This is a genomic window from Burkholderia sp. BCC0398, from assembly GCF_902833245.1.
Lineage (GTDB): Bacteria > Pseudomonadota > Gammaproteobacteria > Burkholderiales > Burkholderiaceae > Burkholderia > Burkholderia sola.
Map to the genome: position 1 here is coordinate 288,416 of NZ_CADFEM010000008.1, position 24,697 is coordinate 313,112.

A 24,697-nucleotide genomic window follows, 5' to 3' on the forward strand; every position below is an offset into this window, starting at 1 on the left:
CCTGAAAGGGCCTGTCGTTTTTACATGACCGCCGGACTCGCGCATGGTCTACATGCGTGGCACCGAGCGGATGTCCGAACTGTCCCCCGTCGCCGCATCGTCGTCCGAAGTTGGAATCGGCACGCCGGGGTCATACCGCACCACCTTGCCGTGTTCGATCCGGTGCGGGAACGACGGCGGCTCGTCTACCTCGTCGCCGAAGCGCGCGCGCACGAACGCGCGCAGCAGCGCCACGCGCGCATCGCGGCCGCGCGCGCCGCAGGTCGACGGGCCGTCGACGAAGGTCGCGTCGCATTCGACGTCGTCGCCGTGGCGGGCGATCCGCAGGTCCTCCACGCGATCGAGCACCGCGCCCGCGTCGGCCCACGATGCCGACGGCGCGAACGGCGCGTCGAGATGCCGGAACGCGTCGCACGCGGCCGTCACGACGACGGTCGGCGCGACGGCCGTGAAGCGCAGCGTGTCTTCGTCATCGGCGCACAACGCGCGTGCGCACCAGTAATCGAGATCCTTTCCGTCGAGTGCGTCGATTCGCATGAGCTGCCTCCGTCGGATCGAAAAACGGCTCATCGCGCAAGCGCCGTGCCCGTCGCCGGCGTCGCGCGCATCCGGGCCACCAGCGGATAGTGGTCGGACGCGTGCCGCGCCCGCGCGCTGCGATGCACGACCACGTCGACCAGCAGCTCGCCCGGATGAATCCAGATCCGGTCCAGCGAGAACATCGGCCACACGGTCGGGAACGTGCGCGGCGCCGGCGCGCGCCGGAACCGCGTGACGAGCGCCTGCAGCGCGCGGCCGCGCACGAACCATTCGTTGATGTCGCCGAGCAGGACCACCGGCATCGCGCCCGTGTCGAACGCCGCGAGCAGCCGCTGCACCTGCGCGCTGCGTTCGCTCGCCGACAGCCCGAGATGCGTCGCGACCACGCGGATCGGGCCCGCGCTGCAATCGATGTCGGCGTCGAGCGCGCCGCGCGGCTCGCGCGGGTGGAACGACAGGTCGAGCGTGCGCGCCGCGCGGATCGGGCAGCGCGACAGCACCGCGTTGCCGTAGCGGCGCTCCGGCGTATCGATCGTCGGGCCGGCCACCGCGTGCATGCCGGTCGCGTCGCGCAGGTGCGCGAGCACGTCCGGCACACGCGTGCCGCCGAGCGGCACTTCCTGCAGCGCGATCACGTCCGCGTCGAGTTCGTCGATCACGGCCGCGATCCGGTCGACCGCGCGCGCCGGCCACGCGCCGTAGCCGCCGTGAATGTTGTAGGTCGCGATCCGCAGGTCGCGCCCGCCCGGCGCGGCGGCGGGCGCCGCGTCGGCGGTGACGACGTGCGGCGGCGGGGCCGGGTCTTGGCTCAGCGCCATCGTCGCAGCACCCTCACGAGCAGGATCGACACGCCGACCAGCGCGAGGCCGATCGCCGCGAGCCATGCGAACGCGCCGGGCTCCGGATGGCTGAGCGCGGCGGTCAGCTGATGCGCGAACGTGACGGTCAGCACGATGCCGGGCAGCATCCCGAGCGCGGTGCCGATCAGGTAGTCGCGCAGCCCGATGTGCGATGCGCCGGCGACGAGATTCACGACGGTGAACGGCGCGATCGGCAGCAGCCGCAGCACGGCCATCGCGACCACGCCGCGCCGGCCGATGTGCTCGCTCAGCCGGTTCGCGCGCGCGCCGGCGAGCCGGCGCACCGCGTCGCGCCCGAGCCAGCGGCCGAGCGCGTAGGTCGCGGCGGCGGCCGCCATCGAGCCGACGCCCGCATACGCGAAGCCCGGCCACGCGCCGAACACGAGCCCCGTCGCGGCGATCAGCAGCGTGATCGGCACCGCGAAGGTCGCGGCAATCACGTAGGCCGCGAGCAGCAGCACCGGCGCGCCCGGCAGCCGCGCGATGCCGGCCACCGCGTGCGACAGCGACGCGACGTTCAGGTGCGCGCCCAGCGGCGTGAAGCGCCACGCGAGCGCGAGCGCGGCGATCGCGAGCACCACCGCGCCCAGCACGAAAAAGCGCGCGGTGAGCGAGCGATGCTGCTCGTGCGGCACGAATTCGCGGACGAACCGGTCCGGCTCGATCGGCTGCTCGGGATCGAGCCGCGCGCTGACCGGCACGAGCGCCTCGAACTGCGGCGACACGGCCGGGTCGAGCGTGCGCAGCGTGCGGCTCTGTTTCGCGCGCAGCCGGTCGAGCACGATGTTCGGCCGTTCTCCGCCCACGAACGCGTCGGCCACCGCCGCGGGCGTCGTACCGAGGTGCTCGGCCAGCAGCCGCTCGCGCATGCCGGCGATCGCCGCGCGAACGCGGGCATCGCCGGCCGCGACCAGCGCGATGCAGCATTCGGTGTCGAGCACCATCGAGCGGTTATTGAGGTTCGCGCTGCCGATCACGATGCATTCGTCGTCGACGATCGCGACCTTGCTGTGCACGTTCACGCACCCGTCGCCGAGCCCGTCGACGTGCGGATACAGCAGCCGGTAGCGGTCGAAGCGGTCGGCCGACGCGAGCGTCGCGTGCAGCCGCGCGCGCAGCACGCCCATCGTCGCTTCCTGCAGCCAGCCGCTCTGCACGCGCGGCGCGACGACCGTCACGTCCGGCCCGTGCGCGTCGGCGAGGCGCGCGGACAACGCTTCGCGCACCACCGCCGCGGTGAAGTACTGGTTCTCGACATACAGGTGCCGCTGCGCGGCGCGGATCGTGTCCTCGACGAGCGCGCGCACCTGGGTGACCGGCTCGCGGCCGCCGTGACGCGGCGCCGTATACGCGATGCCGAGCCGCACGTCGCGTACGTCGACGCGCGCGTCGGGCGGCCACGGATCGGGGTCGTCGGGCCGGTCGAGATGCCGCTGCGCGCGGATCGCGATCGGACGCCCGCACGCCTGCAGCCAGCGGGCACGTGCCTGTTCGCCGATCGCGGCGGCCGCGTCGCCGTCGAACATCGCGTGCACGTCGTGGAACGGCCCGTACGGCATGCCGTGCTCGTCGCGGCGGCGCGGGTCGTCGGCCGCATGCGCGGGCGTGTCCCAGCGGGCGCGCGTCAGGTCGAGGCCGCCGACGAACGCGAGCCGGTCGTCGATTACGACCAGCTTCTGGTGATGCGACGCGCCGCGCGGGTGCACATCGTCGAGCCGGAACCGGATGCCGCGATGCGCGCGCCAGCCAGCCCGATACACGGGCGGCCAGTCGCGCTCCAGCGCGTAGATCATCGCGAAATCCCACGCGAGCACGTAGATGCGCAGATTGTGGCGGGCGGACGCGAGCGCGTGCAGGAAGGCCGCGAGCGTATCGGGCAACGTGTCGTCGGCGCCGCCCGGCGCGAGCCGCATCCGGCTGTCCACGTCCCAGCCGACGATGAACACCGTATGGCGCGCGCGCAGCAGCGCGGCGCGCAGCGTCGAGAAGTACGCGTCGCCGTCGACCAGCATCGCGAAGCGGTCCGCGTGGCGGATCGTGTCGCAGTTGCGCCCGCGTTCGAGCAGGCCGTGCCGCGAAGGGGCGTTCGCCGGCGCGGGGTCGACGCGCCGGTCGTCGGCGCGGGTCACGCGGTCCGCCACGATCATCGTGCGCCGACGTCCCGGTCGCCGTCGATCCGCTGCAACAGCGCGTCGCAGCGCGCGCGCAGCGCCTGCAATTCCGGCGAATGCGCGTCGAGCCGCACGCGTTCGCCGCTCTGCGGGTCGCCGTGCGTGATCGCGATGTCGTAGATCTCCTGCGCGATCGTCGCCGACGCATGCGCGATCCTGATCCGGTCGAGCCACTCGCAGTCGGCGTGCCGGCACGCGAGCCACGCGCGCAACGCGCCGACCAGCTGGCTGGTCGTGAGCCACGCGCCGCCGCGCATGCGGGCAGCGAGCTGGCTCGTCACGAGATAGGAGAGCAGGTCGGTCTGGGTCACACGAAACTCCTTGACGAGGTGTCGGGTTGACAGGTCCGTACGCACGCGATGTTTTGCAGCGTTTCGCAGATCGCCGCGAATTCCGGCCCGCTCGTGCGCGAGAACGAGACGGAGATGTCGTCGGTGTCCGGATCGTCGTCCGACTGCTGGACGATGAACCGTTTCACGCGCACGCGGCCGGGGCCGAGCGCCTCGTGCAGCGTGCCGAGCGTCAGGCCGCCGCGTTCCGCCACGAGCAGCAGCGTGCGCTGCTGGCGCTGCGCGATGAAGCGGCGCTCGAGCGGCTTCACGCCCGCGAGGATCGCGAGCACGATCGCCGTCGCGCCGACCGACGCAACCACCATGCCGCCGCCCGCGGCGAGCCCGACGCCGGCCACCGCCCACAGGCTCGCGGCCGTCGTCAGCCCGCGCACCACTTCGCCGCGCAGCAGGATCGAGCCCGCGCCGAGAAAGCCGATGCCGGACACGACCTGCGCGGCGACCCGCGACGGATCGACCACGACGCCGTTCAGCCCGCGCACGTCCTCGAAGCCGAACGTCGACACCAGCATCACGAGCGCGGAGCCCACGCATACGAGCATGTGCGTGCGCAGCCCGGCGGCCCAGTTCAGGCGTTCGCGTTCGAGCCCGATCACGCTGCCGAGCAGCGCGGCCAGCAGCAGGCGTCCCAGCAATTCGAGGTGGCCGATCATGATGTGCATCCCATCCGGCCCTGCGCGAGGCGGGGGCGGTAATAGTTCAATGCGGAAAAGGGACGCAAGCAGCGTGCCGGCCGGGCACGGCGCGTGCGCACGAGGCCGGCGGCGCGCACGGCGATCATGCGGCGCGCATTTTTTTCATCGCCATCGCAGATAAGACAGGAGGCCACCGTGGCACATCAACAGGACGCACAGGTTCGGGACCCGTATCGCGGCCACGAAATCCTGGTATGGGCAAGACCCAACGAGCGCGGCGCATGGCGCGACGAGGTACAGGTGTACGTCAACGGTGCGCGCATCGAGTTGATGGTACCGGAGGCCGTCGCCCCCGAATGGCTGACCGAGGTGGAGGCGCTGCGCGCGGGGCTCGAGCGCGGCCGCTATCTGGTCGACAAGCGCGTGGACGACGACTGACCGGCATGGCGCTTGCGGCGCCGCAGGCCGCGACAGCCGCCCCGCAGCATCTCGTCAACCCACCCATGCCGGCCCGCGCCGGGAGGAACCGATGGGCGATCCGCGTACCCTGCATATCTACCGCTACGACCCCGATCGCGACGCGCAGCCGTACCTGCAGCGCTACGAGATCGACGTGAATCCGGACGACCGCATGCTGCTCGACGTGCTCGGCCGCGTGAAACGCGACGACGAGACGCTCGCGTATCGCCGTTCCTGCCGCGAGGGGATCTGCGGGTCCGACGCGATGAACATCAACGGCAAGAACGGCCTAGCGTGCCTGACCAACATGCAGACGCTGCCGCGCGAGATCGTGCTGCGGCCGTTGCCGGGGCTGCCGGTGGTACGCGATTTGATCGTCGACATGACCGACTTCTTCAACCAGTACCACTCGATCCGGCCATACCTGATCAACGACACGACGCCGCCCGCGCGCGAGCGGCTGCAATCGCCGGAAGAGCGCGATCAGCTCGACGGGCTGTACGAATGCATTCTGTGCGCGTGCTGTTCGACGTCGTGCCCGAGCTACTGGTGGAACCCGGACAAGTTCGTCGGGCCGGCCGGGCTGCTGCAGGCGTACCGGTTCATCGCCGATTCGCGCGATCTGGCGACGGCGGAGCGGCTGGACGATCTGGAGGATCCGTACCGGCTGTTCCGCTGCCGGACGATCATGAACTGCACGGACGTGTGCCCGAAGGGGCTGAATCCGACGAAGGCGATTTCGGAGATCCGGACGATGCTGGTTAGGCGGACGGTTTAGCGCAAAGCGTCCCGAAGCGGAACCGCCGGCTCCCGCTATTTCTCGACGAACGCGTCCACATGCGCGGCACGCCGTTGCGCCGCTGCGCGACCCTCGCCCGGATAGAACTGCCGCGCCCATCGCTGAAACACCGGATACGGCCCGTCGCCTGCGACCGGTGTCCCGTAGCCCGTGTAGTCGCGATGGCTCCACACCATGATGTCTTCCTTGAACACCGGCACCAGCCACAGTCGATGCAGCAACCGGCCGAGCGCGGCGTAGACGATTCGCTGCAACGGCGCCGGCCACCGCGACAGCCACGAAAAGCGGAACGAGATGCCGTCCCGGAAGGTCCAGCGCAGCGGCGCGATCTGTACGCCGCACGCGAAGATCTTCGCTTCGAGGCCGATCGCCTTCATTTCATGGTCGGACGACACGCAGCCGAGCCCATGAACGCCGATCAGCGTGCTCCATTTGATGTTCTTCCATGCCATGTCCACCTGCATCGAAATGCGCGGGCCATCGATCACGGGCGCATGCGGCTTCATGTCCTTCCAGCGATGCAGCGCGCCAAAGTGTTCGAGGTCGTAGCCGTTTTCGGGCAGGTTCTGCATCACGCCGCGCAGCGTGAAAGCCTGACCGACGGGCGCCGAGAAGCCGGTCATGTCGACTTCCGGCAGTTCCCACGTCGGCACGAGGCCGTCGGCGTTCTGCCACACGAACACGAAGCCGTTCCATTCGCGTACATGCCGGGTGCGAAGCGTCAGCGCCTGCCCGCCCTTCGTGCAGCCGGCGGTGGTGCGCCGGCCGTCGGGGCCATACGCGTAGTGATGGAACGGACAGACGATCTGCTCGCCGTCGACCACGCCGCCGTGGCCCAGATGCGCGCCCTGGTGCGGGCAATACGCGTCGACCGCACACGCGACGCCGGATGCCGTCCGGTACAGCACGACATCGCGTCCCATGAAAGGCGTCGTGAGCACGGTGCCGCGCTTCAACTCGCGGCTGAAACACAGCGCGAACCATCCGTCCGGATAGGGCAGCGGCGCGGTTTCGTCGAAGGGGCCGGTTGCATGCATCGCGCGCTCCTGCATTGGCACGGCGTTCATCGCGCGAATTCCCGATCGGCGTGCGCGACAGCCGCCGGCACGGCGTCGCGTTGTCCGTCAGGCGCGTCGCCGCCGGAAGCCGGGTAGAACTGCGCGGCCCAGCGCCGGAACGTCATGATCGGCATCTCGCCCGCCATCAACGTCGGGCGCGCGTCGTAGTCGCGGTGATCCCAGATGCGCAGGTCGCGCTTGAATTGCGGCACGAACCACAACCGGTACGCGGCGCTCGCCAGTATCTCGTGCACGGCCCGGCGCAGCGGCGACGGCCACGCCGACGCGCGTTCGACGCGCAGCGCCACGAATTCACGGCAGGTCCACCGATCGGGTTCGATCTGCGTCGGGAACAGCACGACCCGCGCATGCAGCCCGAGGTCCGGCAGTTCCATGCGCGCGGCCATGCAGCCCAGGCCGTGCATCGTGATATCCAGCAACAGCCGTTGGCCGAGCAGCACGAGCGTCGAGCGCATCGTCATCCGGTGGCCATCGGCTTGCGGCGGCTCGAGCACCGGATTCGACCACCCGTGCACGGGGCTGAAATGGTTGACGTCGACGCCGTTCTCGGCCGGATTCTGCAGGCTTCCGTTCAGCGTGTGGCACTGGCCGCGCGGCCGCGAATAGCCCGCGAGGTCCAGTTCGGGCAGCGACCACGACGGCGGCGCGCCCGTACGGTCCTGCCATGCGAGCACGACGCCGTTCCATTCGAGCACGTGGTGCTGCCGCAGCGTGGCGGCGGGTGGCTTGCCGTCGCGCCCGGCGCGCACGCAGGTGCCGTCTGGCGCGAACGCGAGGTGATGGAACGGGCACACGATCTCCTCGTCGCGCACGACGCCGCCATGCCCGAGATGCGCGCCGAGATGCGGGCAATGCGGCGCGACCGCGCGAATCAGGCCGGATGCCGTTCGATACAGCACGACGTCCTCGCCCATGAAGCGCGTGACGACGAGTGCGCCGCGTTTGACGTCGCGGCTGTAGGCCAGCGCGAACCAGCCGTCCGGATAGCGATGTCGGGAAGCGGCCGCGGGTTCGGGCACAACAGGGATCGATGCGTGCATGCGCGTCTCCAGTCATCGGGGCGAAGCATGCCGGTCCGCCGCCGCGATTTCCTCGAGCGTCGGCAGTGGCGTCATCGCGACTTCGCCGCCGGCGAAGCGGCCGCCGCCGAGATCGTCGCCGTGGTAGCGGGTGCTGAACGCGTGAAATTCCGCGTTGCCCGCGCTCATGTAGCCCAGCTCCGTCACGTAGGCCTGCGCGTCGGGGTCGTCCGCCAGCGCGCCGGTCGCGACCGCTTCGCGCGCGTCGATCAGGCGGCCCTCGTTCGACGTGCAGAGTGCCGCGAGCCGGTCGAGCGCCGCCTGCACGTTCAACTGCTCGACGCGCATCAGGATCCAGACGGCATTGAATCGCTCGTGCGCGGAGCGTTCCTTGCGAAACGAAAACAGGTCGTTGACGAGGATCACCGAATCGATCGTCCTGTCCCGTGCGTCGGCCAGCGCCGCGTGTTGCGCGAGGCGCTGCTCCATGTCGATGTCGAGCGCGTATTCGGTGAGCAGCGTGATCCAGTGGCCGAAGCCCTCGACGCGGCGAAACGCCAGATAGTCGTCGAGCGACAGGCGCGATGCGTCGGTCGCCGTCGGATCGGCCTGCGTACGGATCTGGTCGCGGATGCATTCGACGAAGCGCTGCCAGAAGGCCGGGCGCGCGTCGCACCGGGTGCGCATCAAGCGCAGCGTGTCGTGCAGCAGTCGCGCGGCGGGCACATCGGCCGGCGGCGGCGTGCCGTCGACGGCCGCCAGAAAATGATCACGCAACGTGTCGAGCCCCGCCTGGTCGCCGGTGCGCGCCAGATGCGTGAACGCGTCGTCCATCAGCGTCGTGACGTTCATCATGCGATGAATCGTGTACACGCGATCAGGCCGCGCATTCGGGTAGCACAGGCTGCCATATGCGGGAATGCGCTGCGCGAGAAAACGGCGTGCCGCCGCGTCGCTGCGATAGTGCCGCAGGATGGTCGGATAGTCGTCGATCGCGAGCTGCTGCTCGATCGCTGCGTGCCGCGGGTGCCGGGCAACGGGCAGCGAGAGCCGCGGCAGCGGCAGCACCAGCGTATGCGTCGCGCTCGGCGGGGCGCTGTCGGCGTGCGGCGTTCCGGATGCTTGCATGCGGATCTCCGGGTTACGCGTCCGGTTTGACCGCGACGATGCTGTAGGTCGACACCTTGTTCTTGATCAGCGCGACGGACCAGTTTTCGGCGAGCACGCGCAATTCTTCCAGCGTGTCTGGTGCGCGGTGCGGGAAATGGCGGTCGATGTTGGCCTTGGCGTCCATCAGCCAGCGCGCCACGTCGATGTTCGACGGCAGCACGCGCATGTCGCGGATCGCGAACCCGGCGTCGATCAGCACCTGCCTGAAATAGTCGGGCGTCTTCCGGTGCTTGCACGCGATCCGGTCGATCTCGTCCGGCGTGTCGGACTCGTATTCGTTGAGTGCGACGTTGTACAGATTATCGGAGATGATCACCGACCCGCCGCCGCGCACGCGCGCATGCAGTGCGCGCATGGCTTTTTCGTACAGCGCGTTCGGGAAATGCGAGATCACGCCGCGAATGATCGCGAGATCGTACGGCGTCGCGGGATCGGGCAGTCGATCGACGTCCTGCGCGTTGCACTGATACAGGTTGATGCGTTCCGCGAGCCCGTGCTGCGCATGAAAGCGTGCGCAGTACTCGAGTTGCTCGCGACTGACGTTGATACCGTCGAGGCGCATGCAGCCGGGGAAGCGGCCGGCCAGATACTTGAGGATGTAGCCCCAGCCGCAGCCGATGTCGAGAATGCGCTCGACGCGTGCGGGAACGGGATCGTCGAAGCCGGCGAGGCGAAGCTGGCGTTCGAAGTAGCGAATGCCCGATTCATCGAGCGAGATCGGCGGCGCGGAGCGCGGATCGTCGTAGACGCCGAACTGGAACAACAGGTACTCGCCGATCGCCTTGCGCCAGTCGTCCGGACTGCCGGCGTAGGTCGCCTGCACTTTCTGCTCGTAGTCGCTCACCGTTTCGCCGTGCAGCACGCGGATAGGCAGCGCGGGCGCCAGGTGCGGCGCGCGCATGTCGGCGATTGGCTGTTCGCTGATCTGATTCATCGAAATCCTCGCGTCGTCCATTTCCGTCAAACCGGACAAAACAATGCCCGCCGATCGAGCGGGAGCGCACGCCTTCACGAAACGCCGGCGCGAAAATGCTCCGCGCCCGACACGTGCGATCGTGCGATTGAATGAATCGATGTAATGCTTCTGTCGAAGCGTTATGAAGGCGAAAGATCCGTGCGCATTTATAGGGCCCCGAATAAATGGCGGAAAGGGCGCGGTGACGCAGTATCGCGATGCAGGCCCCATATCATGCGCGGGACGTCTGGCGACGCGGGGTTGCGCCGGCTGGCCGGTTCGGCTCCGTATGCCGCTTGCGTTTTCACGATTCGGATACTGCGATCGTGAACCGGAAGCGAAGTGTATTCGTTATATGAGAGGCGATTCGTTTTTTCAAGAATCTTCCCGTCTGTTTTAAAAAGACGGGAAAACGGGCATCGGTAAAAAATATTTAAATCGCGATCGTCAATGGCGATTTGGATTGTTTTGATTCGATGAATCGAAACGGGGCAGTGGCGCCGCGAACGTGCGCGTGCGGCTGCCCGGCCGGACGCGGCCCGGCGCGCCCCGCCGGCGCCTACGGCCGTGCGGCAATCTCGTCGAGATGCCACAGCAGATCCGCCGGATCGTCGTACACGCGCAGCGCACCCGCGCGCTCCAGCTCGTCGCTGCCGTACCCGCCGGCCAGCAGCCCGACCCCCAGTGCGCGGCAGCGGCTCGCGGCGAGCATGTCCCAGATGCTGTCGCCAACCACCACCGTATGCTCGATCGGCACGTTCAGCTTCGCGGCGGCGGTCAGGAACAGGTCGGGGTCCGGCTTCGCATACTTCACCTGATCGCGCGTGACGACCACGTTCTTCGCCGGATCGACGCCGAGCGCCTCGAGATTGATCGCCGCGGTTTCCATCCGCCCGCTGGTCGCGATCGCCCAGCGAATGCCGGCGTTCGACAGCGCGGCCAGCAACTCGCGCGCGCCCGGCAGCGGCCGGACCTGCGCGCGCAGCCGCTGGTACGCGGCCGCGTGCAGCCGCGCGAGCCGCTCGACACGGTCGGCGTCGATGTCGCCGTCCGTCTCGCGCAACAGCTGATTCAGGAACAGGCCGCCGCTCATCCCGATCTTGCGGTGGATGCGCCACACCGACAGTTCGATGCCTTCGGCATCGAGCGCTTCCTTCCACGCGAGGACGTGCTGATAGACGCTGTCGACGAGCGTGCCGTCGAGATCGAACAGAAATGACGTTTCAATGCGCATGTGAATCTCCTGGCCCGATGGCATTCGGGCAAATCGTCGGCAAAACCCAATTCGTCACATTATCGACGCACGGCCGTGTCACCGCCATGTCCCGCGCCGCACGCGCCGCGCGCGGCGGCGGCGTGTCGAACGGCGCTGGTACAATCGCGCCGATGCGCCGGGCGGGCCGCCCGCGCGCGCCCAACCTTCGTCGAATCCCCGTATGGCAACCCCCGACGCCGTCAGTTCCGAACAATCGTGGTGGGGCGTTCTGGCCCTCGCGCTTTCCGCCTTCATCTTCAATACCACCGAATTCGTGCCCGTCGCGCTGCTGAGCGCGATCGGCGACAGCCTGCAGATGCAGCCGACCGCCGTCGGCCTGATGCTGACGATCTACGCGTGGGCCGTCGCGGTCGTGTCGCTGCCGCTGACGTTCGTCACGCGCCACGTCGAGCGCCGCAAGCTGTTGAGCGTGGCGCTGCTGGTGTTCATCGGCAGCCATGTCGTGACCGGCGTCGCGTGGAATTTCACGGTGCTGATGATCGGCCGGCTCGGCATCGCGTGCGCACACGCGGTGTTCTGGTCGATTTCGATCCCGCTCGCGGTGCGGCTCGCGCCGAGCGACCGCAAGAGCCGTGCGCTCAGCCTGATCGCGATGGGCTCGGCGATCGCGATGGTCGCCGGGATTCCGCTCGGCCGCGTGATCGGCGAGGCGTTCGGCTGGCGCGTCACGTTCCTGATCATCGCGGGCTCGGCGGGCGTCACGCTGCTGTTGCTGCGGGCCACGTTGCCGCTGCTGCCGAGCCAGGGCGCCGGATCGCTGAGCAGCATCGGCGTGTTCCTGCGCAAGCCGGCGCTGGTCGCGCTGTATGCGATCACCGTGCTGGTCGTGTCCGCGCACTTCACGTCGTACACGTACATCGAACCGTTCGTACAGAGCATCAACCATGCGAGCAACAGCCGGATCACGTACGTGCTGATCCTGTTCGGCATCGCCGGGCTGCCGGCCGCGGTCTGCTTCAATCGCGTCTACCCGCACCGGCCCGACGATTTCCTGCTGGCGTCGATCGTCGCGCTGTCGGGCTGCCTGCTGATCCTGTTCCCGTGCGCGCTGAACATCGTCACGCTGTCCGTGCACACGCTGGTGTGGGGCGGCGCGATCGTCTGTTTCGGGCTGGCGATGCAGGCATGGGTGCTGAAGCTGGCGCCGGACGCGACCGACCTGGCCGTGTCGATCTACTCGGGGCTGTACAACGTCGGCATCGGCGCCGGCGCGCTGCTCGGCAACCATATCGCGGGAGACTTCGGGCTGCCGTGGATCGGCACCTTCGGCGGCGTGGTCGGAATCTTCGCGGCCGGTGTCGCGTGGGCCGCGTTGCGGCTGCACGCGAAACGGGAAGCGGCGGTCGCGGCCCCCGCGCGTTGAAGCCGCAGCCCGGCACGCCGCCGGTGCATCACGCGATCGAATAGCCGCCGTCGGCCACGAGCGCGTGCCCCGACACATAGCTGGCATCGTCCGACGCGAGGAACGCGACGACCGTCGCCATCTCGGCGGCGGACGCCCAACGGCCGGCCGGCGTCGATTCGGCGAAGGCGAGCCGTGCTTCCTCCGACGGCCAGATGCCGCGATGATGGAACGGCGTATCGATCAGCCCCGGGCACAGCGCGTTGACGCGCACGCCGCGTTTGAACCATTCGATCGAAGCCGTCTTCGTCATCCCGATAGCGACGCGCAGTGACTCAGCGCCACCGGGTCCACCTTATCCCCGAATCGTCAACGCGACCCGTCGTGCCCGAGCCCCGCCGCATCGCGCTGCCGAAGTTTCGCGTACAGCGTCGTGCGTGAAATGCCGAGTTGCCGCGCGGCCGCCGACACGTTGCCGTCGTGCTCGTCGAGCGCGCGCCGGATCGCATCGAGCGATTGTTCGTGCAGGCTGGCGTTGGCGTGAGGGCGGCCCGCCGGCGCCGCGTTGCACACGTCCTCCGCGTCTTCGAGCACATCGGCGTCGCGCGTTGCGGCCGCGCGATCGAGCGGCGCGCGCACGGTGCGCACCCATACGTGGCTACCATCGTCGCGCGCGATCCGTTGCGGCGTGCGCGCCGGTGTCAGCAAACGACGCTGCTGCGCGGGCGTCGCGCCGGGAAGCAGTTGCCGCAGATCATGCGGCGCCACCGGCCCGGCAGGTGCGAGGTCGAGCATCTGGCGTGCCAGGCGGCTCACAGCGCGCACGCGGCCCGCTTCGTCGAGCGCGATGACGCCGGCGAGCGGCGTGCCGAGCCAGCGCGGATCGAATTGCACCTGCAACAGATGGCAGTCGCGCAGCATCGCATAGAGCCGCTGCTCGGCGGCGAGCGACGCGTGCCGGAACGGTTCGCGCAGTTGCGCGACGTTGCGCCTGCCGATGCCGGTGATATCGAGCGCGCCGATCACTTCGCCGTCGAAGCCGACCAGCGGCACCGCGAGACAGAACACCCGCGACAACTCGTCGAGATAATGCTGCGCGCCCGCGACGACGGCTTCGGCGCCGTCGTGAATCACGCAGCTCGGCGCGGTCGTGCCGATGTTCGGCTCGACGATCCTGCGCCCGGCGACGATCGGCGTCAGCAGCGCGTCGTCGCATTGCGGGCTGCGCCGCGCATGGACGATCGTGCCGTGCGGATTGACGCACATGATCGTCCATTCGGTGCCGCCGAATGCGGCCCACAGCGGTTCGATTTCCTGCGCGACGCAGCGATGGAGCCGGCGGTCCGCGCGCGATTCGTCGCGCTCGCGCTGCATTTCATAGCGGGCGGTTTGCCACGGCCGGAGCCCGGCGTCGCGCGAGCGCAGCCACGAGCGCGCGACGCTGGCCGGCAACGCCGTTTCCGGCAGCGGCTCGCCCGCGGCGAAGCGGGCGCGGAGCCGGTCGAGGTCGACCGGTCGTGCAGGGGATTCGGGGGCCATGTTCACGCTGCGCTCCATGTGGGTCGAAGGTCCGGGCGCGCGTGCCGCGCCGGCGTGTCGAGCGAATGCGTAATATAGCGCGGTGCCCGGAATGCGGCATTCCCCGAGGGCGCCCCACGTGCCGCCGCGACGCGTCGGCGGCACGTGGGGCGCCCGCGCGCTCAGTGCGGCAACCGCAGGATCGGCTTGAGCGTGATCCCCTTGCTGCTGTCTTCCGCCGCCTGGTTGATCTGGTCGAGCGGATAGAACTTCACCAGCCGGTCGAACGGAAACCGCCCTTGCAGATACAGCTGCACGAGCTGCGGAATGAACGTCTGCGGCACGCTGTCGCCTTCGACGATGCCGCGAATCGTGTGACCGCCGAGCAGCAGGCTGTTCACGTCGAATTCGGCTTTCGTACCCAACTTCGGCGCGCCGACCACGCCCATCGTGCCGCGCGAGCCGAGCGCGTCGATTCCTTGCGACAGCACCGCCGGCAGCCCGGTCGATTCGAGCGCGTAGTCGACGCCGCCGCCGGTGATCTCGCGGATCGCGTCGGCCACGTCGACTTCCCGGCTGTTGATCGCGTGCGTCGCGCCGAGCTCCAGCGCCAGCGCGAGCCGCGACGGCACGATGTCGACCGCGATGATCGTCGTCGCGCCCGCGATGCGCGCGGCCATCACGGCGCTCATGCCGACGGCGCCGGCGCCGAAGCTCGCGAAGCTGCTGCCCGGGCGCACCGCGAGCGAGTTGATCACCGCGCCCGCGCCGGTCTGGATCCCGCAGCCGAGCGGGCCGAGCAGTTCGAGCGGCGCGTCCTTCGGCACCTTGATCGCGTTGTTCTCGCGGGCGAGCGCATAGCTCGCGAACGACGACTGCGCGAAGAAATGATCGTGCAGCGGTTGGCCGGCTTCGTCGCGGATGGCCGTCTGCCCGTCGGCGTCGGCGCCGCCGAAATTCAGCGCGAAGAACTGCCGGCAATACGCGCCGTGACCGCCGACGCACGACGCGCAATGGCCGCACGCGCCGTAGGTCAACACGACGTGATCGCCGGCGGCGAGCGTCTTCACGTTCGGGCCGACCGCCTCGACCACGCCGGCGCCTTCGTGACCGAGCACGGCCGGCAGCGGCACCGGGTAGTACTGGTCTCGCACGATCAGGTCGGTATGGCACAGGCCGGTCGCGACGACGCGCACGAGCACCTCGTCTCCGCGCGGCGCGCGGATGCGGGCCGCTTCGATCGAGAAGGGTGCGCCGGCGGCGCGGGCGACGGCCGCGGTGACGGCGCGTGTATCGTTGTCGGTGTACATGTCGGTCTCCTCGTCAAATCGGATACAGCGGCGCTTCGCCCTTGATCGTCAGCCACTGCCACTGCGTGAATTCCTCCCAGTTTGCCGCACCGCCGATGCTCGTGCCGTTGCCCGATGCGCCGACGCCGCCGAACGGATTGATCACTTCGTCGTTGACCGTCTGGTCGTTGATGTGCAACAGCCCGGTGTTCAACCGCTCGCCGATCCTCAGCGCGCGGCCGACGTCGGCCGACAGGATCGCCATCGACAGTCCGTATTCGGTTTGATTGGCGAGCGCGATCGCGTCTTCGTCGGTATCGAACGGCACGACGATCGCGACCGGCCCGAAAATCTCCTCGTCGAATGCCGGATTGCCCGGCGCGACGCCGCTCAGCACGGTCGGCTCGAAGAACAGGCCACGATGATTGCCGCCCGTCTCGACCCGTGCGCCCGCACGGCGGGCCGCGTCGACCACGCTCGCCGCATGGTCGCGTTGCGCGGCGTTGATCAGCGGGCCGAGGCCGACGTCGCCGCTGGCCGGATCGCCGACGCGCAGGCTTCGCGCCTTCTCGACGAGCTTCGCGACGAAGCGGTCGTGAATCGCACGCTGCACGAGCACGCGGCCGGTCGCCATGCAGATCTGGCCTTGGTGCAGATACGCGCCCCACGCGGTGTTCGCGACCGCGCGGTCGAGATCGGCATCGTCGAGCACGATCAGCGAATTCTTGCCGCCGAGTTCGAGCGATACCTTCTTCAGGTGGCGGCCCGCCGCTTCGCCGACCTTGCGCCCGGCCGCGGTGGAGCCGGTGAACTGGATCATCGCGACGTGCGGATCGGCGACCAGCGCCGCGCCGGCCGCGCCATCGCCGGGCAGCATGTGCAGCACGCCTTCGGGCAAGCCGGCGAGCTCGAACACGCGGGCGATCGCGACGCCGCCGCACACGGCGGTACGTGGATCGGGCTTCAGCACGACCGCGTTGCCGAGCGCGAGCGCCGGCGCGACCGCGCGTATCGCGAGATACAACGGGAAATTGAACGGCGAGATCACGCCGACCACGCCGCGCGGGCGGCGGCGCGCGAGCGACAGCCGGCCGGCCGCCGACGGCAGTACTTCGCCGGCCGCGCGCGACGGCAGCCCGGCTGCTTCGTGCAGCGCCTTGATCGTAACCGACGTTTCGAACGCTGCCTTCGCGCGGGTCGAGCCGCTTTCGCGCACGAGCCAGTCGACGATCGAATCGAAGTGCGTTTCGGCGACGGCCGCCGCGCGGCGCAGGATGGCCGCGCGCTCGTCGTAGGGCAGGGCGAACCAGGCGGGCTGGGTGCGGTGTGCGGTAGCCGATGCTTCGGCGATGGCTGCGGCGTCGGCGACGCCGATGCGGCCGAGCGCGTTGCCGGTTGCCGGTTCGATTACGTCGGCGGCGTGCGGGCTGGCGTGCCAGTTTCCATTGAAGGTCTTGCCGCGCCAGATGTCGGTGTCGAACAGTGCGGGGGTGTTGCTATCCATTTGCGCTCCTGGGGAAATTCGGATCGGCCGGATCGGGTGTTGCTTGCGCGTCGACCAGCGTGCGCGCGAGAGTAGGCGAGCGGCACGAAACGGGGGTATCCGGGTTTCTTCCCACGCGCGGCGGGCGCATGGAGTGGGGCGCGTTTGCGATTCGGTGTGCGGAAACTGGACAGTTGCGGTGCGGATTGCGCTGTGTGTCGTCTGATCACACTGCAGGTATTGCCGGTGCGGCGAGACCTGTGCCATATCTGAAAGCTCGGCACGCAAACCTGCGCTCGCGCTTCTCCTGAGAGACAGTGATCGACCCGGAGCGGTCGTACCCGGCTTCGGAAGCACTACGACCGTTTTCAAGAACCATCGGCCATCCGCTGGTTCTTGCCCGCGAGCGATGAATGCCGCCATTGCTTACGCGTGATTTCCGATAAGCGTCACTCTTCCTTGACTTTCCAGCGCCTTAGCTCATTCTTTATCTACTTCTTCTAATCGGGAGGCCAACCATGACGCCGGAATTGAAAGCTGAACTGAAGGACGTACTTAAAAAATTTGCAACGATGACAACCGAAAAAGAGAAGCAAGAGGCACTCAACGACTTGCAACGAGTCGGGTCCAAGCTGGACGTCGAAAAGCTTAAGGCAGTTATCGCCTGCGGGTGTGGGCCAAGTGGCGAGCGCGGAGTCGAAGACGGCCTTTGCTCGACGTGAAAAGTGCCCCGTGCGCGTCCGCAGGAGAAAATGAGATGCTTCCGACTACCGATCAGAAATCAGATCCGCTGCTTTCCGAGGTCTGGGACAGACGAAGAGATGCAGTTGACGTTCGCATGCTGCAAGTATCCGGCCAAAACTACGCGTATCACATTCCAACTAATAGCATATTCAATATCAGCTCACCTGTCGGGGCGCTACTTTCTAAATTACTAGACGGCCGAATCACGGCTCTGGATCAATTCGGCGAATCTGACTTTGCGGCGGCCAAACAGCTTGTCGCGCTCCGAAGCGTGAAGCGCCTTCCGCTCGACGAAGCGAACCTACCAATCACCCACCTTGCAATAAGCCCCACACTCAAATGTAACCTCCGATGCACCTACTGCTACAATTTTCAGGAGGCAGCCGAGACGGAGATTCGCAAGACGCAGGACATTGACAAAGACGCGATTGGGAAGATTCTGTGCACGCTAGGACAATTAAGCGTGGGAGATCGGGTTAATCTCGCGTTCATCGGCGGGGAACCGTTTCTCTATCCTCAGTTATTGGATAAGCTAGCGAGATTTGCACGTGCAAAAGCACAAGCGAATAACAAGTCGCTGATCCTTTTGGTAACAACTAACGGGTTGAACCTTGGAAAGGAACGAGTTAAGCGAAGCATTATTCGCAACGACCTCCGCGTCTCACTTAGCCTTGACGGGCCTCCGGCCTGGCATAATCAGACTAGGAAGTTACTGAATGGAAGCGGGAGCTTCGGTGCGATTCAACGCAATATCGATCAGTTCTTCGAATACTATCCGCACCCACTACGGGCCGCTCGAGCGACATATAAATTGACACCGGGAAGGCTGATAACTACGTATCGATTTTTGAGAGACCTAGGATTTAACGATATATCCACTGGGTCTCACGAGTTTGAAGTTGGCGCGGTAGATGAATCTCTGCGTGACGAGCTTCTATCGGAAGTTGACGATTTAGCGAGCGAAATTGAGAGTGACTTTATCGGAGGCCGCATCGTGCGTCATGCATGGTTTTCTGAAGTAATTTCGAACCTTGCACTGGGCCGGGTAAAGGACGTCGTGTGCGGAGCAACGCGAAACCATATCGCATTTGACGTATACGGCCGCATGCAGGCCTGTCACCGCTATCTCGGCAACGAGGCCTACGAATTGTTCCCTGAGGACATCAATAAGTCCCAGAAATCGGTCCGCGTCGCAGAAATCCGCGCACCGGGGAAGACGTCACACTGCACCGAATGCTGGGCGCGTTCACTATGCGGCGGTGAATGCTTTCATGTCGGGAAAGAAATCGAGAAGCAACCTGATCGCGCAGACAGGCAGCTGTTTCTCTGTGACTACAAGCGAAAAAAATATGAGGCGGCGACCCGCATATTCGTACGGTTGGCCGAAAACCATCCGGAAGTACTTGCGCGGATCGTCAATCCGATTTCCCGCCCATAAGGGTCTTTCCACCGATACTCGCGTCGAAACTCCATTAGCGATATTGGGCTAGTAGTCCTCGCGTCCGTTGTCTGGGACGGAGCGGACGTCCACACGTCCGCGATGGAGTGCGAATGAACGGCCGTCAATGGGGGGCGAACAAGGTAAGCGCTTATGCCCTGCAGAGCATAAGCGCTTACCTTGTTCATACCCCTATATCGCGATTGGGGCGCGCGGACTGCTCGGCGACAGTTTGTTCGATCTTGATGCGTTCAACGGCGAGCTCGGCTTCATTGAGGCCGCGGCCAGCCATGCGCTGTTCGTTGATCGGGTGGGGGACTGGTTCACGTGCCACAGCAGTCATCCGGGTCTGTTCGCCTACGAGGTTGCCGAACGCTTCGGCAAGGCGATGGGGAATGCGATGCTGGGGAACCCCGAAGGGGAGTGCCGGCCCCGCGAAATCCTGCGCGAGGTGCTCATGAAAGTGAGCTACGCCGAAAGCGAGGTCGATCAGGCGATCGCGAGCGTCCCTTCGGCTGAGTAACATCAATGGAAAACCGCTACGCTCCTGACGGGCGTAGCGGCGTTTCATCTACCTAGCGTTCATTTTTTATCATTGTTCGATTGGCGATTTGTAAAACTATCTAGAGCCCACGAAAATGTTTGCTGGACGCCAAATTGGATACCCAAAAGATACAGAAGGCTGACTCGGTTTGGGCGATTTGACCCGATGGGGGTCACAAGGCGCGAGAGAAAGGAGCTCATAAAGAAAATCGACGCCATATTGCCGAGCTGATAGCTTCCGTAGCTGGCGGCAAGATTGGTTGCCGCTCTGCTATAGTTGACTTCCGATCCAGTCTGCCAATCAGAAATCAGCTCGTAAGCCGTGGGTGCCGACATTAATGCAATCGAAGATACATGGGGGAGTAAGCCAGTCTGTATAGCTCTGACCGCACCGGGAAACGATCCTACGCCATTCATCAATGCAACAAATCGAGTACTGCTTGTTCCGAATCCGCCGGCGGTAAAAACAGGGTTGTTTCGGTGAAACCCAGAAAAATAGGCCCGAACGGACCCGCCTCTCGTTCGACGAAGGTTGACCCTAACAAGCTCGCCGGAATTCCAGAGATTAAAGCTGTTCCAGATATATCGTCTGTGTTCGGTGATGTAAGCTAAAGCTCCACCGAACAGATTTAGCGCGGTCGATCGTTGCTCAGGATTGTTTAGATCGATCTCTGATTCCTGTGATTCACCGTCTCCGTCAGTGCCTGAAAGAATTCGGAGGTTTCCAATGCTGGTCGGTGCCGTTCCCGCAGGGGAGATAAGCGTGAAAGGAATTTCCTCGCTTTCGATCTCGGTAGTGGCATTTGGGGCCAGCCGAGAATAAAGGGAAAGGTTCAGAGATTCGCCGCTAAGCCCATTCAGTGGGACGTCGAACAGGACTCCTTCGTCGGTGTATGCGCGAATACGTGCGCCAGCCGCGCAGAATGCCTTCGCGTGCAGCGTAACTCCGTCGTTTGCGATAACCGTCTTGCGGATAGTTGTTTTTGTGCCAGATTCTATTTCTTCAAAGAATCCGTTTTCTATCGAAATGGAATAACACGGTTTGCGAAATGGGCTATCCTGCAAATTGATGTCGATAGTGATATCACTTTGTTGTCCCAAAGGTGTCGCTGAAATAGCTACCTTTGCGTCATACAAACCTAGGCCATGCGACTCTCCGACGATCGAAGCCGAAACCTGATGTCGTGATGTGCGGTATGAAATATGCCGCGGGACATCGTCGTCGGCAAACTCAGTAATGTCGGAGCTTGCGCCGCGAAGTGCCCATTTGATTTCGCTTTTGACTGGCTCGCCGCGCCAACTCAGCATGATGACGACTGCGCCGATGAAGTGGCCGTCGATAGACAGCTGAAGCTCGGTAGTGTCGATCGGATATCGAAAATGGTAGGTCAAGCCACGAATGACCTCGACGATCTCGACTTCTTTGCCGGCCGGGATCGTCGAATTTTTGGCCACAAATTTTTCGTTGTAGACATCCGATGGACCCTGGTTGATTATCTTGACGGCAATGTCCGACGATGACTCATTCTTGACGTATAAGCTCGTACCCATTAGCGAATTCTCCGAATTTTGACAGCAATATCATCTCGACCAAGAAATGAACTTTCTCCGCAAATTGAAAATTCAATATTTTCCGAATTGATGCTGACAATTGTCTCGTGGGGGTCATGATCGTCAGTCCAGTTGAATATTTCTCCAGCCGACGTTCTCCACCGCCACCAAATTCCTTTGCTAAAACTATCTGCTGTCGTTTCTCCGCGAACCAAAACGCCAAGGGATGCGATGTACGACCCATTTGCGAAAAACGCGAGATCTAGCATCGCGTTGCCTAGATCGCTTCGTCCTATTCCTAACACGCTTACGCGATTCGAGTTCGGCTCCAGCTTAGCAACAGCGAGATCAGATCGACAGTTGTTTGGTCCGCATCGGGTGAGCTGCATGGAAACAGCTATCGAATCTGTGCTTACATATACATTTGTTGATGACATTTTCAATACCCTATTTTTTCAATTTCATTTCCATTCAGGCTATGTGCTGCGTGGCAGAAGTAATTTACGTCATTTCGACATCTAATTGAAAGTGGTTTCACTTCGCGCCACACTTCTGGCAAGTATCTTGAGTAGCTAAATAAATCGGCCAAGCTGCGCTGAAAGGTGATTTGAATCAAGCGATTGCCGTCGACGTCGGCTCAATGGGTACGGTGTGAACCGACTGCGTGGACGCTGTGGCGCAGCCCGCTTGCCAGTCACGGCACTGTTGTCGTTGTTTAGGTATGGCGGCCAGTTCGTTCGATTGGCCTCAGCGAGATTTGAGTGCCGAAAACGGGCCCGCCGAGCTCTTCGAAATAGGCGTCAGCGGGCTTCTTAACAGGCCGTTGAAATACCCATCGACCGGACTCGGACGTTTCCCGCAGATGGCATGAATTCGCTCAACGGCTTCGCGATGCGTTCCATCGAGCCGAATTCGCCCCCGAATTGGCGGTGAAATCGGTCTGGCGAGCACATTTCCCGCCCGATTCTTCATCACGCGCTCGCCGGACGCACGAATCCCAACGTTCGCAGGCGTGTCAGGTTGTACGCCGCCATGGTCAGCGTAAGGGGGTATGAACAAGGTAAGCGTTTATGCCCTGCAGAGCATAAGCGCTTACCTTGTTCGCCCCCCCTACTAGACTCCAGCTGGCCCTGTTTGTGGGGGCAGGTCAGGAGAACTAACGTTCGCCTGGTCCTGAAGTGAAGCACGCGTGCGGCGGATCGACATCCTCCGCCCGCTCGCGACTTTGGCAGTTGGTAGGCGCGAGAGTGTCAAGCAAGGAGTGTGCGGATCAAGGCGGCGAGACGTAGTAGTTCGTCGTCGACCGCCCGACGTGCCAGTGGCAAAAACATGCAGCGAGGGAAGCGATAGTTCGGCTCAAGACCGATGACCTACTTCAACGCCTTGTGGATTTTTTCAATCAAGGTTTGGAATTGTGCCAGTTCCGCTGATGACAGGTCGTTCGCTGTATGGTCACGTGTCCAACGAATATAGGCCTTGGCAAGCTTATACTTGGAGAACGAGCTATTCGCGGCGCTTAGCAGATCGACGATGGGCCGTCCAGGTTGATTTGCCGCTTCCGCTGTCACGTCGATGCCCAGACTGTCTTTGGCAACCGCGACTAACGTGTCCCGTAGCAAATCTTCGATTTCGGGATTGGCGACCAGGCCGGTATAGGCGTCCTTGGTCCGTAGGATGCCCTTATTGCCCAAAGTGTGCGTTAGCGTCTCCTGCTGTGCAGCTTGATCTCCGGCTGAATCAGAGTCGAGCAATGCGGCCACCTTGAACTGCTGCGCGTAGAGGATTGTCGCGTAATATACTACCTTGCCGGCGCTGGCGGCGGGCACCAGCGCAATTTTCTCATTGAGGGCGGTTAGGTTCGCTGCACGCAGCAATGCCGACGTGGCATCGAGATACCAGTAGTCAGTCAGGCCTTCGAGTACCAGATTGCGTTCCTGGGTAAAAAGGCTTTGAGCAAGGTCGTACCCTAGCGCCTCTTGCAAGGGCAGCAGGGCTGCTGGGTCACCTGACATGACTGTGGTGTGGACTTTCGTTCCGGATCTGCGTTCAGTCATGTCGACCACCCGAACGAGATCCAGCTCATCAGGTCCAACCAGGAAAGGGGAATGGGTGGTATAGATGGCCTGGTTCTTTTCCGCGAGGCGACTAATGGTCGAACGGAATTCCCGTTGTTTGAGGCCATGCAAAGAGAGCCCCGGTTCGTCCAGCAAAAGAATCGCGTTCTGATGCTTCCCGGCCGCTTCGGCAAAAAACACCACGAAGAACGATACAAGCCACTGGAACCCCTCAGAGCGCTGATGCAGTTCGATCTCGACGCCCAGGTCGTCTTCCACGACCACCTTTAGATATTGGCCGTCTGCAACGATGCGCAATTTGTCGGCTTCGGCGCGTCCTTGCCGTGGGCGCCATACGGCGCGGATCTCGTCGGTCAACTGCACGCTGGCGGCATTCAACTGGTAGCTTCGCTTGTCCAACTGATCGCGGTACGTTTGGAGTGCTGCCGGTTGATTTGCCGGCGGTGGCACAGCTTTCCCCAAGTCGGAAAGTTGTTGGGCTGTAAAACCCAGCAGCTTAAGCAGGCAGACGTTGCCATAGTCATACTGACTATCATCAAGCACGTTGGTCGCGAGTCGCTGCGCCAGATGATCCAATTGGATCAGAGGTTTCACCCGGAAGTAATTGTTAAACAGCACGAAGATTGGTACCCGCTTGTCCAATACGCTGAGCGCTTCTTGTCGATCAACATGGACGCGCGTAGCCGCCACAAGGCTGTCGAATCGCTTCTCTTCCGTCTCGTTGGCCTCCTCAATCAGTGGCAACGCGGCGTCTAGCCACGCTTTTAATGCCGTTGCGCGGTCCCCCTCGATTGCGGTCGTGGTCGTCCATCCAGTCGTGATAGCAGTCAGGCCTGCGCTAGGCGGCACCCCGCCCGGTGCTTTGGCTTCTGCTTGCGCATCGATGTGCGCGCAGAGGCGGGTGAGCTCCTTTTCGATCCCCGCATAGGTCGGCAAAGCAGGGGCATCACGCAGGGTGTGCCAAGATTTGTTATCCAGTTTGCGACCACGCACGTACCGCGCTTTGCGCATGCTCTCTGGAATGGCAGCTTTATCGTCTGCATCGAGTTCGAATTCAACTTCGACCACGGTCAAATCTTTCGGGTCAACACGGCCAGTGGTGATGTCGTTGTACTTGGAGCGTGGGTAGTCCCGCAATGCGTCAAATTTGGCGACATCAGCAGGGGGATTAATTTGTTGAAGGGCTTGCAGCACTGCGGTCTTGCCGGCCTCGTTGGGGCCTACCATGATCGTCTTGGCGCTTTCAATATCAAACCAGCCACTATCCACAACGCTGCGATAGTTGGTCACCCGAGCTTTTTTAAGCCGCATAACTGCCTCCCCTGGTATTCCCCGTGTTGTCGCAACGCCGAGTATCGCGACTTCTTCAGATTGGGCGTTGTTTCATTAGTCGCGCTCGGA

At 64.4% G+C, this 24,697-nt stretch carries 22 protein-coding genes; 6 read left to right on the forward strand and 16 right to left on the reverse strand.

The genetic code is table 11. The annotated features are described in order from the left end of the window. Positions 1 to 48: 48 nt before the first annotated feature. Genes HWX76_RS19595 through HWX76_RS19615 form a run of 5 tightly spaced genes read right to left on the reverse strand, consistent with a single transcriptional unit; the run spans position 49 to position 4,574 of the window. On the reverse strand, positions 49 to 537 hold the full coding sequence (locus HWX76_RS19595) for a phage protein NinX family protein (protein WP_050013964.1): 489 nt from the start codon (positions 535 to 537) through the stop codon (positions 49 to 51). Positions 538 to 566: 29 nt separating this feature from the next. Then, positions 567 to 1,358 carry an endonuclease/exonuclease/phosphatase family protein gene (locus HWX76_RS19600; RefSeq protein WP_176016209.1) on the reverse strand — a complete coding sequence of 264 codons (792 nt, stop codon included), beginning with the start codon at positions 1,356 to 1,358 and terminating at the stop codon, positions 567 to 569. Next, the gene (locus HWX76_RS19605; protein ID WP_176016210.1) at positions 1,349 to 3,547 is read right to left on the reverse strand and encodes a VTT domain-containing protein; all 2,199 of its coding nucleotides are present in this window, start codon (positions 3,545 to 3,547) and stop codon (positions 1,349 to 1,351) included. Before HWX76_RS19605 ends, HWX76_RS19600 begins: the two co-directional genes overlap by 10 nt. After that, positions 3,544 to 3,882, reverse strand: coding sequence for a hypothetical protein (locus HWX76_RS19610; protein WP_050013961.1), 339 nt, complete (start codon positions 3,880 to 3,882; stop codon positions 3,544 to 3,546). Before HWX76_RS19610 ends, HWX76_RS19605 begins: the two co-directional genes overlap by 4 nt. Beyond that, complete coding sequence (locus HWX76_RS19615; RefSeq protein WP_050013960.1) at positions 3,879 to 4,574, reverse strand: MgtC/SapB family protein; 696 nt, start codon at positions 4,572 to 4,574, stop codon at positions 3,879 to 3,881. Before HWX76_RS19615 ends, HWX76_RS19610 begins: the two co-directional genes overlap by 4 nt. A 177-nt stretch (positions 4,575 to 4,751) precedes the next feature. Here HWX76_RS19615 and HWX76_RS19620 point away from each other — a divergent pair, with 177 nt between their 5' ends. Together HWX76_RS19620 and HWX76_RS19625 are read left to right on the forward strand one after the other, a co-directional pair. After that, a complete protein-coding gene (locus tag HWX76_RS19620; protein ID WP_050013959.1) occupies positions 4,752 to 4,994 on the forward strand; it encodes a DUF6566 family protein in 243 nt (80 codons plus the stop codon). Positions 4,995 to 5,085: 91 nt separating this feature from the next. Beyond that, positions 5,086 to 5,793, forward strand: coding sequence for a succinate dehydrogenase/fumarate reductase iron-sulfur subunit (locus tag HWX76_RS19625; RefSeq protein ID WP_176016211.1), 708 nt, complete (start codon positions 5,086 to 5,088; stop codon positions 5,791 to 5,793). Positions 5,794 to 5,828: 35 nt separating this feature from the next. Here HWX76_RS19625 and HWX76_RS19630 read toward each other — a convergent pair whose 3' ends face one another. From HWX76_RS19630 to HWX76_RS19650, 5 genes are all read right to left on the reverse strand, one after another. Then, complete coding sequence (locus tag HWX76_RS19630) at positions 5,829 to 6,881, reverse strand: Rieske 2Fe-2S domain-containing protein (RefSeq protein ID WP_176016212.1); 1,053 nt, start codon at positions 6,879 to 6,881, stop codon at positions 5,829 to 5,831. Then, on the reverse strand, positions 6,878 to 7,933 hold the full coding sequence (locus HWX76_RS19635) for a Rieske 2Fe-2S domain-containing protein (protein ID WP_176016213.1): 1,056 nt from the start codon (positions 7,931 to 7,933) through the stop codon (positions 6,878 to 6,880). Before HWX76_RS19635 ends, HWX76_RS19630 begins: the two co-directional genes overlap by 4 nt. Positions 7,934 to 7,945: 12 nt before the next feature. Further along, positions 7,946 to 9,040, reverse strand: coding sequence for a methyltransferase type 12 (locus HWX76_RS19640; RefSeq protein WP_050013955.1), 1,095 nt, complete (start codon positions 9,038 to 9,040; stop codon positions 7,946 to 7,948). Between the two features lie 13 nt (positions 9,041 to 9,053). Continuing rightward, the gene (locus HWX76_RS19645; RefSeq protein ID WP_089490476.1) at positions 9,054 to 10,016 is read right to left on the reverse strand and encodes a class I SAM-dependent methyltransferase; all 963 of its coding nucleotides are present in this window, start codon (positions 10,014 to 10,016) and stop codon (positions 9,054 to 9,056) included. 580 nt (positions 10,017 to 10,596) lie between these two features. Then, a complete protein-coding gene (locus HWX76_RS19650) occupies positions 10,597 to 11,271 on the reverse strand; it encodes an HAD family hydrolase (RefSeq protein WP_050013954.1) in 675 nt (224 codons plus the stop codon). A gap of 202 nt (positions 11,272 to 11,473) precedes the next feature. On the opposite strand from HWX76_RS19650, the gene HWX76_RS19655 reads away from it, so the two are divergent. Beyond that, positions 11,474 to 12,676 (forward strand): sugar transporter, encoded by a 1,203-nt coding sequence (locus tag HWX76_RS19655; protein WP_176016214.1) that lies wholly within the window; start codon positions 11,474 to 11,476, stop codon positions 12,674 to 12,676. 28 nt (positions 12,677 to 12,704) lie between these two features. Here the strand turns inward: HWX76_RS19655 and HWX76_RS19660 are convergent, their stop codons facing one another. From HWX76_RS19660 to HWX76_RS19675, 4 genes are all read right to left on the reverse strand, one after another. Further along, complete coding sequence (locus HWX76_RS19660; protein WP_244137990.1) at positions 12,705 to 12,968, reverse strand: SDR family oxidoreductase; 264 nt, start codon at positions 12,966 to 12,968, stop codon at positions 12,705 to 12,707. A 56-nt stretch (positions 12,969 to 13,024) separates the two neighbouring features. Then, the gene (locus HWX76_RS19665) at positions 13,025 to 14,194 is read right to left on the reverse strand and encodes a helix-turn-helix domain-containing protein (RefSeq protein ID WP_244137992.1); all 1,170 of its coding nucleotides are present in this window, start codon (positions 14,192 to 14,194) and stop codon (positions 13,025 to 13,027) included. A gap of 161 nt (positions 14,195 to 14,355) precedes the next feature. After that, a complete protein-coding gene (locus HWX76_RS19670) occupies positions 14,356 to 15,483 on the reverse strand; it encodes an NAD(P)-dependent alcohol dehydrogenase (protein ID WP_050013951.1) in 1,128 nt (375 codons plus the stop codon). Positions 15,484 to 15,496: 13 nt separating this feature from the next. Continuing rightward, the gene (locus HWX76_RS19675) at positions 15,497 to 16,966 is read right to left on the reverse strand and encodes a benzaldehyde dehydrogenase (protein ID WP_176016216.1); all 1,470 of its coding nucleotides are present in this window, start codon (positions 16,964 to 16,966) and stop codon (positions 15,497 to 15,499) included. A 497-nt stretch (positions 16,967 to 17,463) separates the two neighbouring features. Here HWX76_RS19675 and HWX76_RS19680 point away from each other — a divergent pair, with 497 nt between their 5' ends. From HWX76_RS19680 to HWX76_RS19690, 3 genes are all read left to right on the forward strand, one after another. Continuing rightward, positions 17,464 to 17,667, forward strand: coding sequence for a hypothetical protein (locus tag HWX76_RS19680; RefSeq protein WP_124592648.1), 204 nt, complete (start codon positions 17,464 to 17,466; stop codon positions 17,665 to 17,667). Positions 17,668 to 17,702: 35 nt separating this feature from the next. Beyond that, on the forward strand, positions 17,703 to 19,127 hold the full coding sequence (locus HWX76_RS19685) for a radical SAM protein (RefSeq protein ID WP_176016217.1): 1,425 nt from the start codon (positions 17,703 to 17,705) through the stop codon (positions 19,125 to 19,127). 232 nt (positions 19,128 to 19,359) lie between these two features. Continuing rightward, a complete protein-coding gene (locus HWX76_RS19690; protein ID WP_124592646.1) occupies positions 19,360 to 19,650 on the forward strand; it encodes a hypothetical protein in 291 nt (96 codons plus the stop codon). 59 nt (positions 19,651 to 19,709) lie between these two features. Here HWX76_RS19690 and HWX76_RS19695 read toward each other — a convergent pair whose 3' ends face one another. Together HWX76_RS19695 and HWX76_RS19700 are read right to left on the reverse strand one after the other, a co-directional pair. Next, complete coding sequence (locus HWX76_RS19695; protein ID WP_176016218.1) at positions 19,710 to 21,221, reverse strand: hypothetical protein; 1,512 nt, start codon at positions 21,219 to 21,221, stop codon at positions 19,710 to 19,712. A 1,370-nt stretch (positions 21,222 to 22,591) separates the two neighbouring features. Further along, a complete protein-coding gene (locus HWX76_RS19700) occupies positions 22,592 to 24,586 on the reverse strand; it encodes an AAA family ATPase (protein WP_208458931.1) in 1,995 nt (664 codons plus the stop codon). Between the last annotated feature and the right edge of the window lie 111 nt (positions 24,587 to 24,697).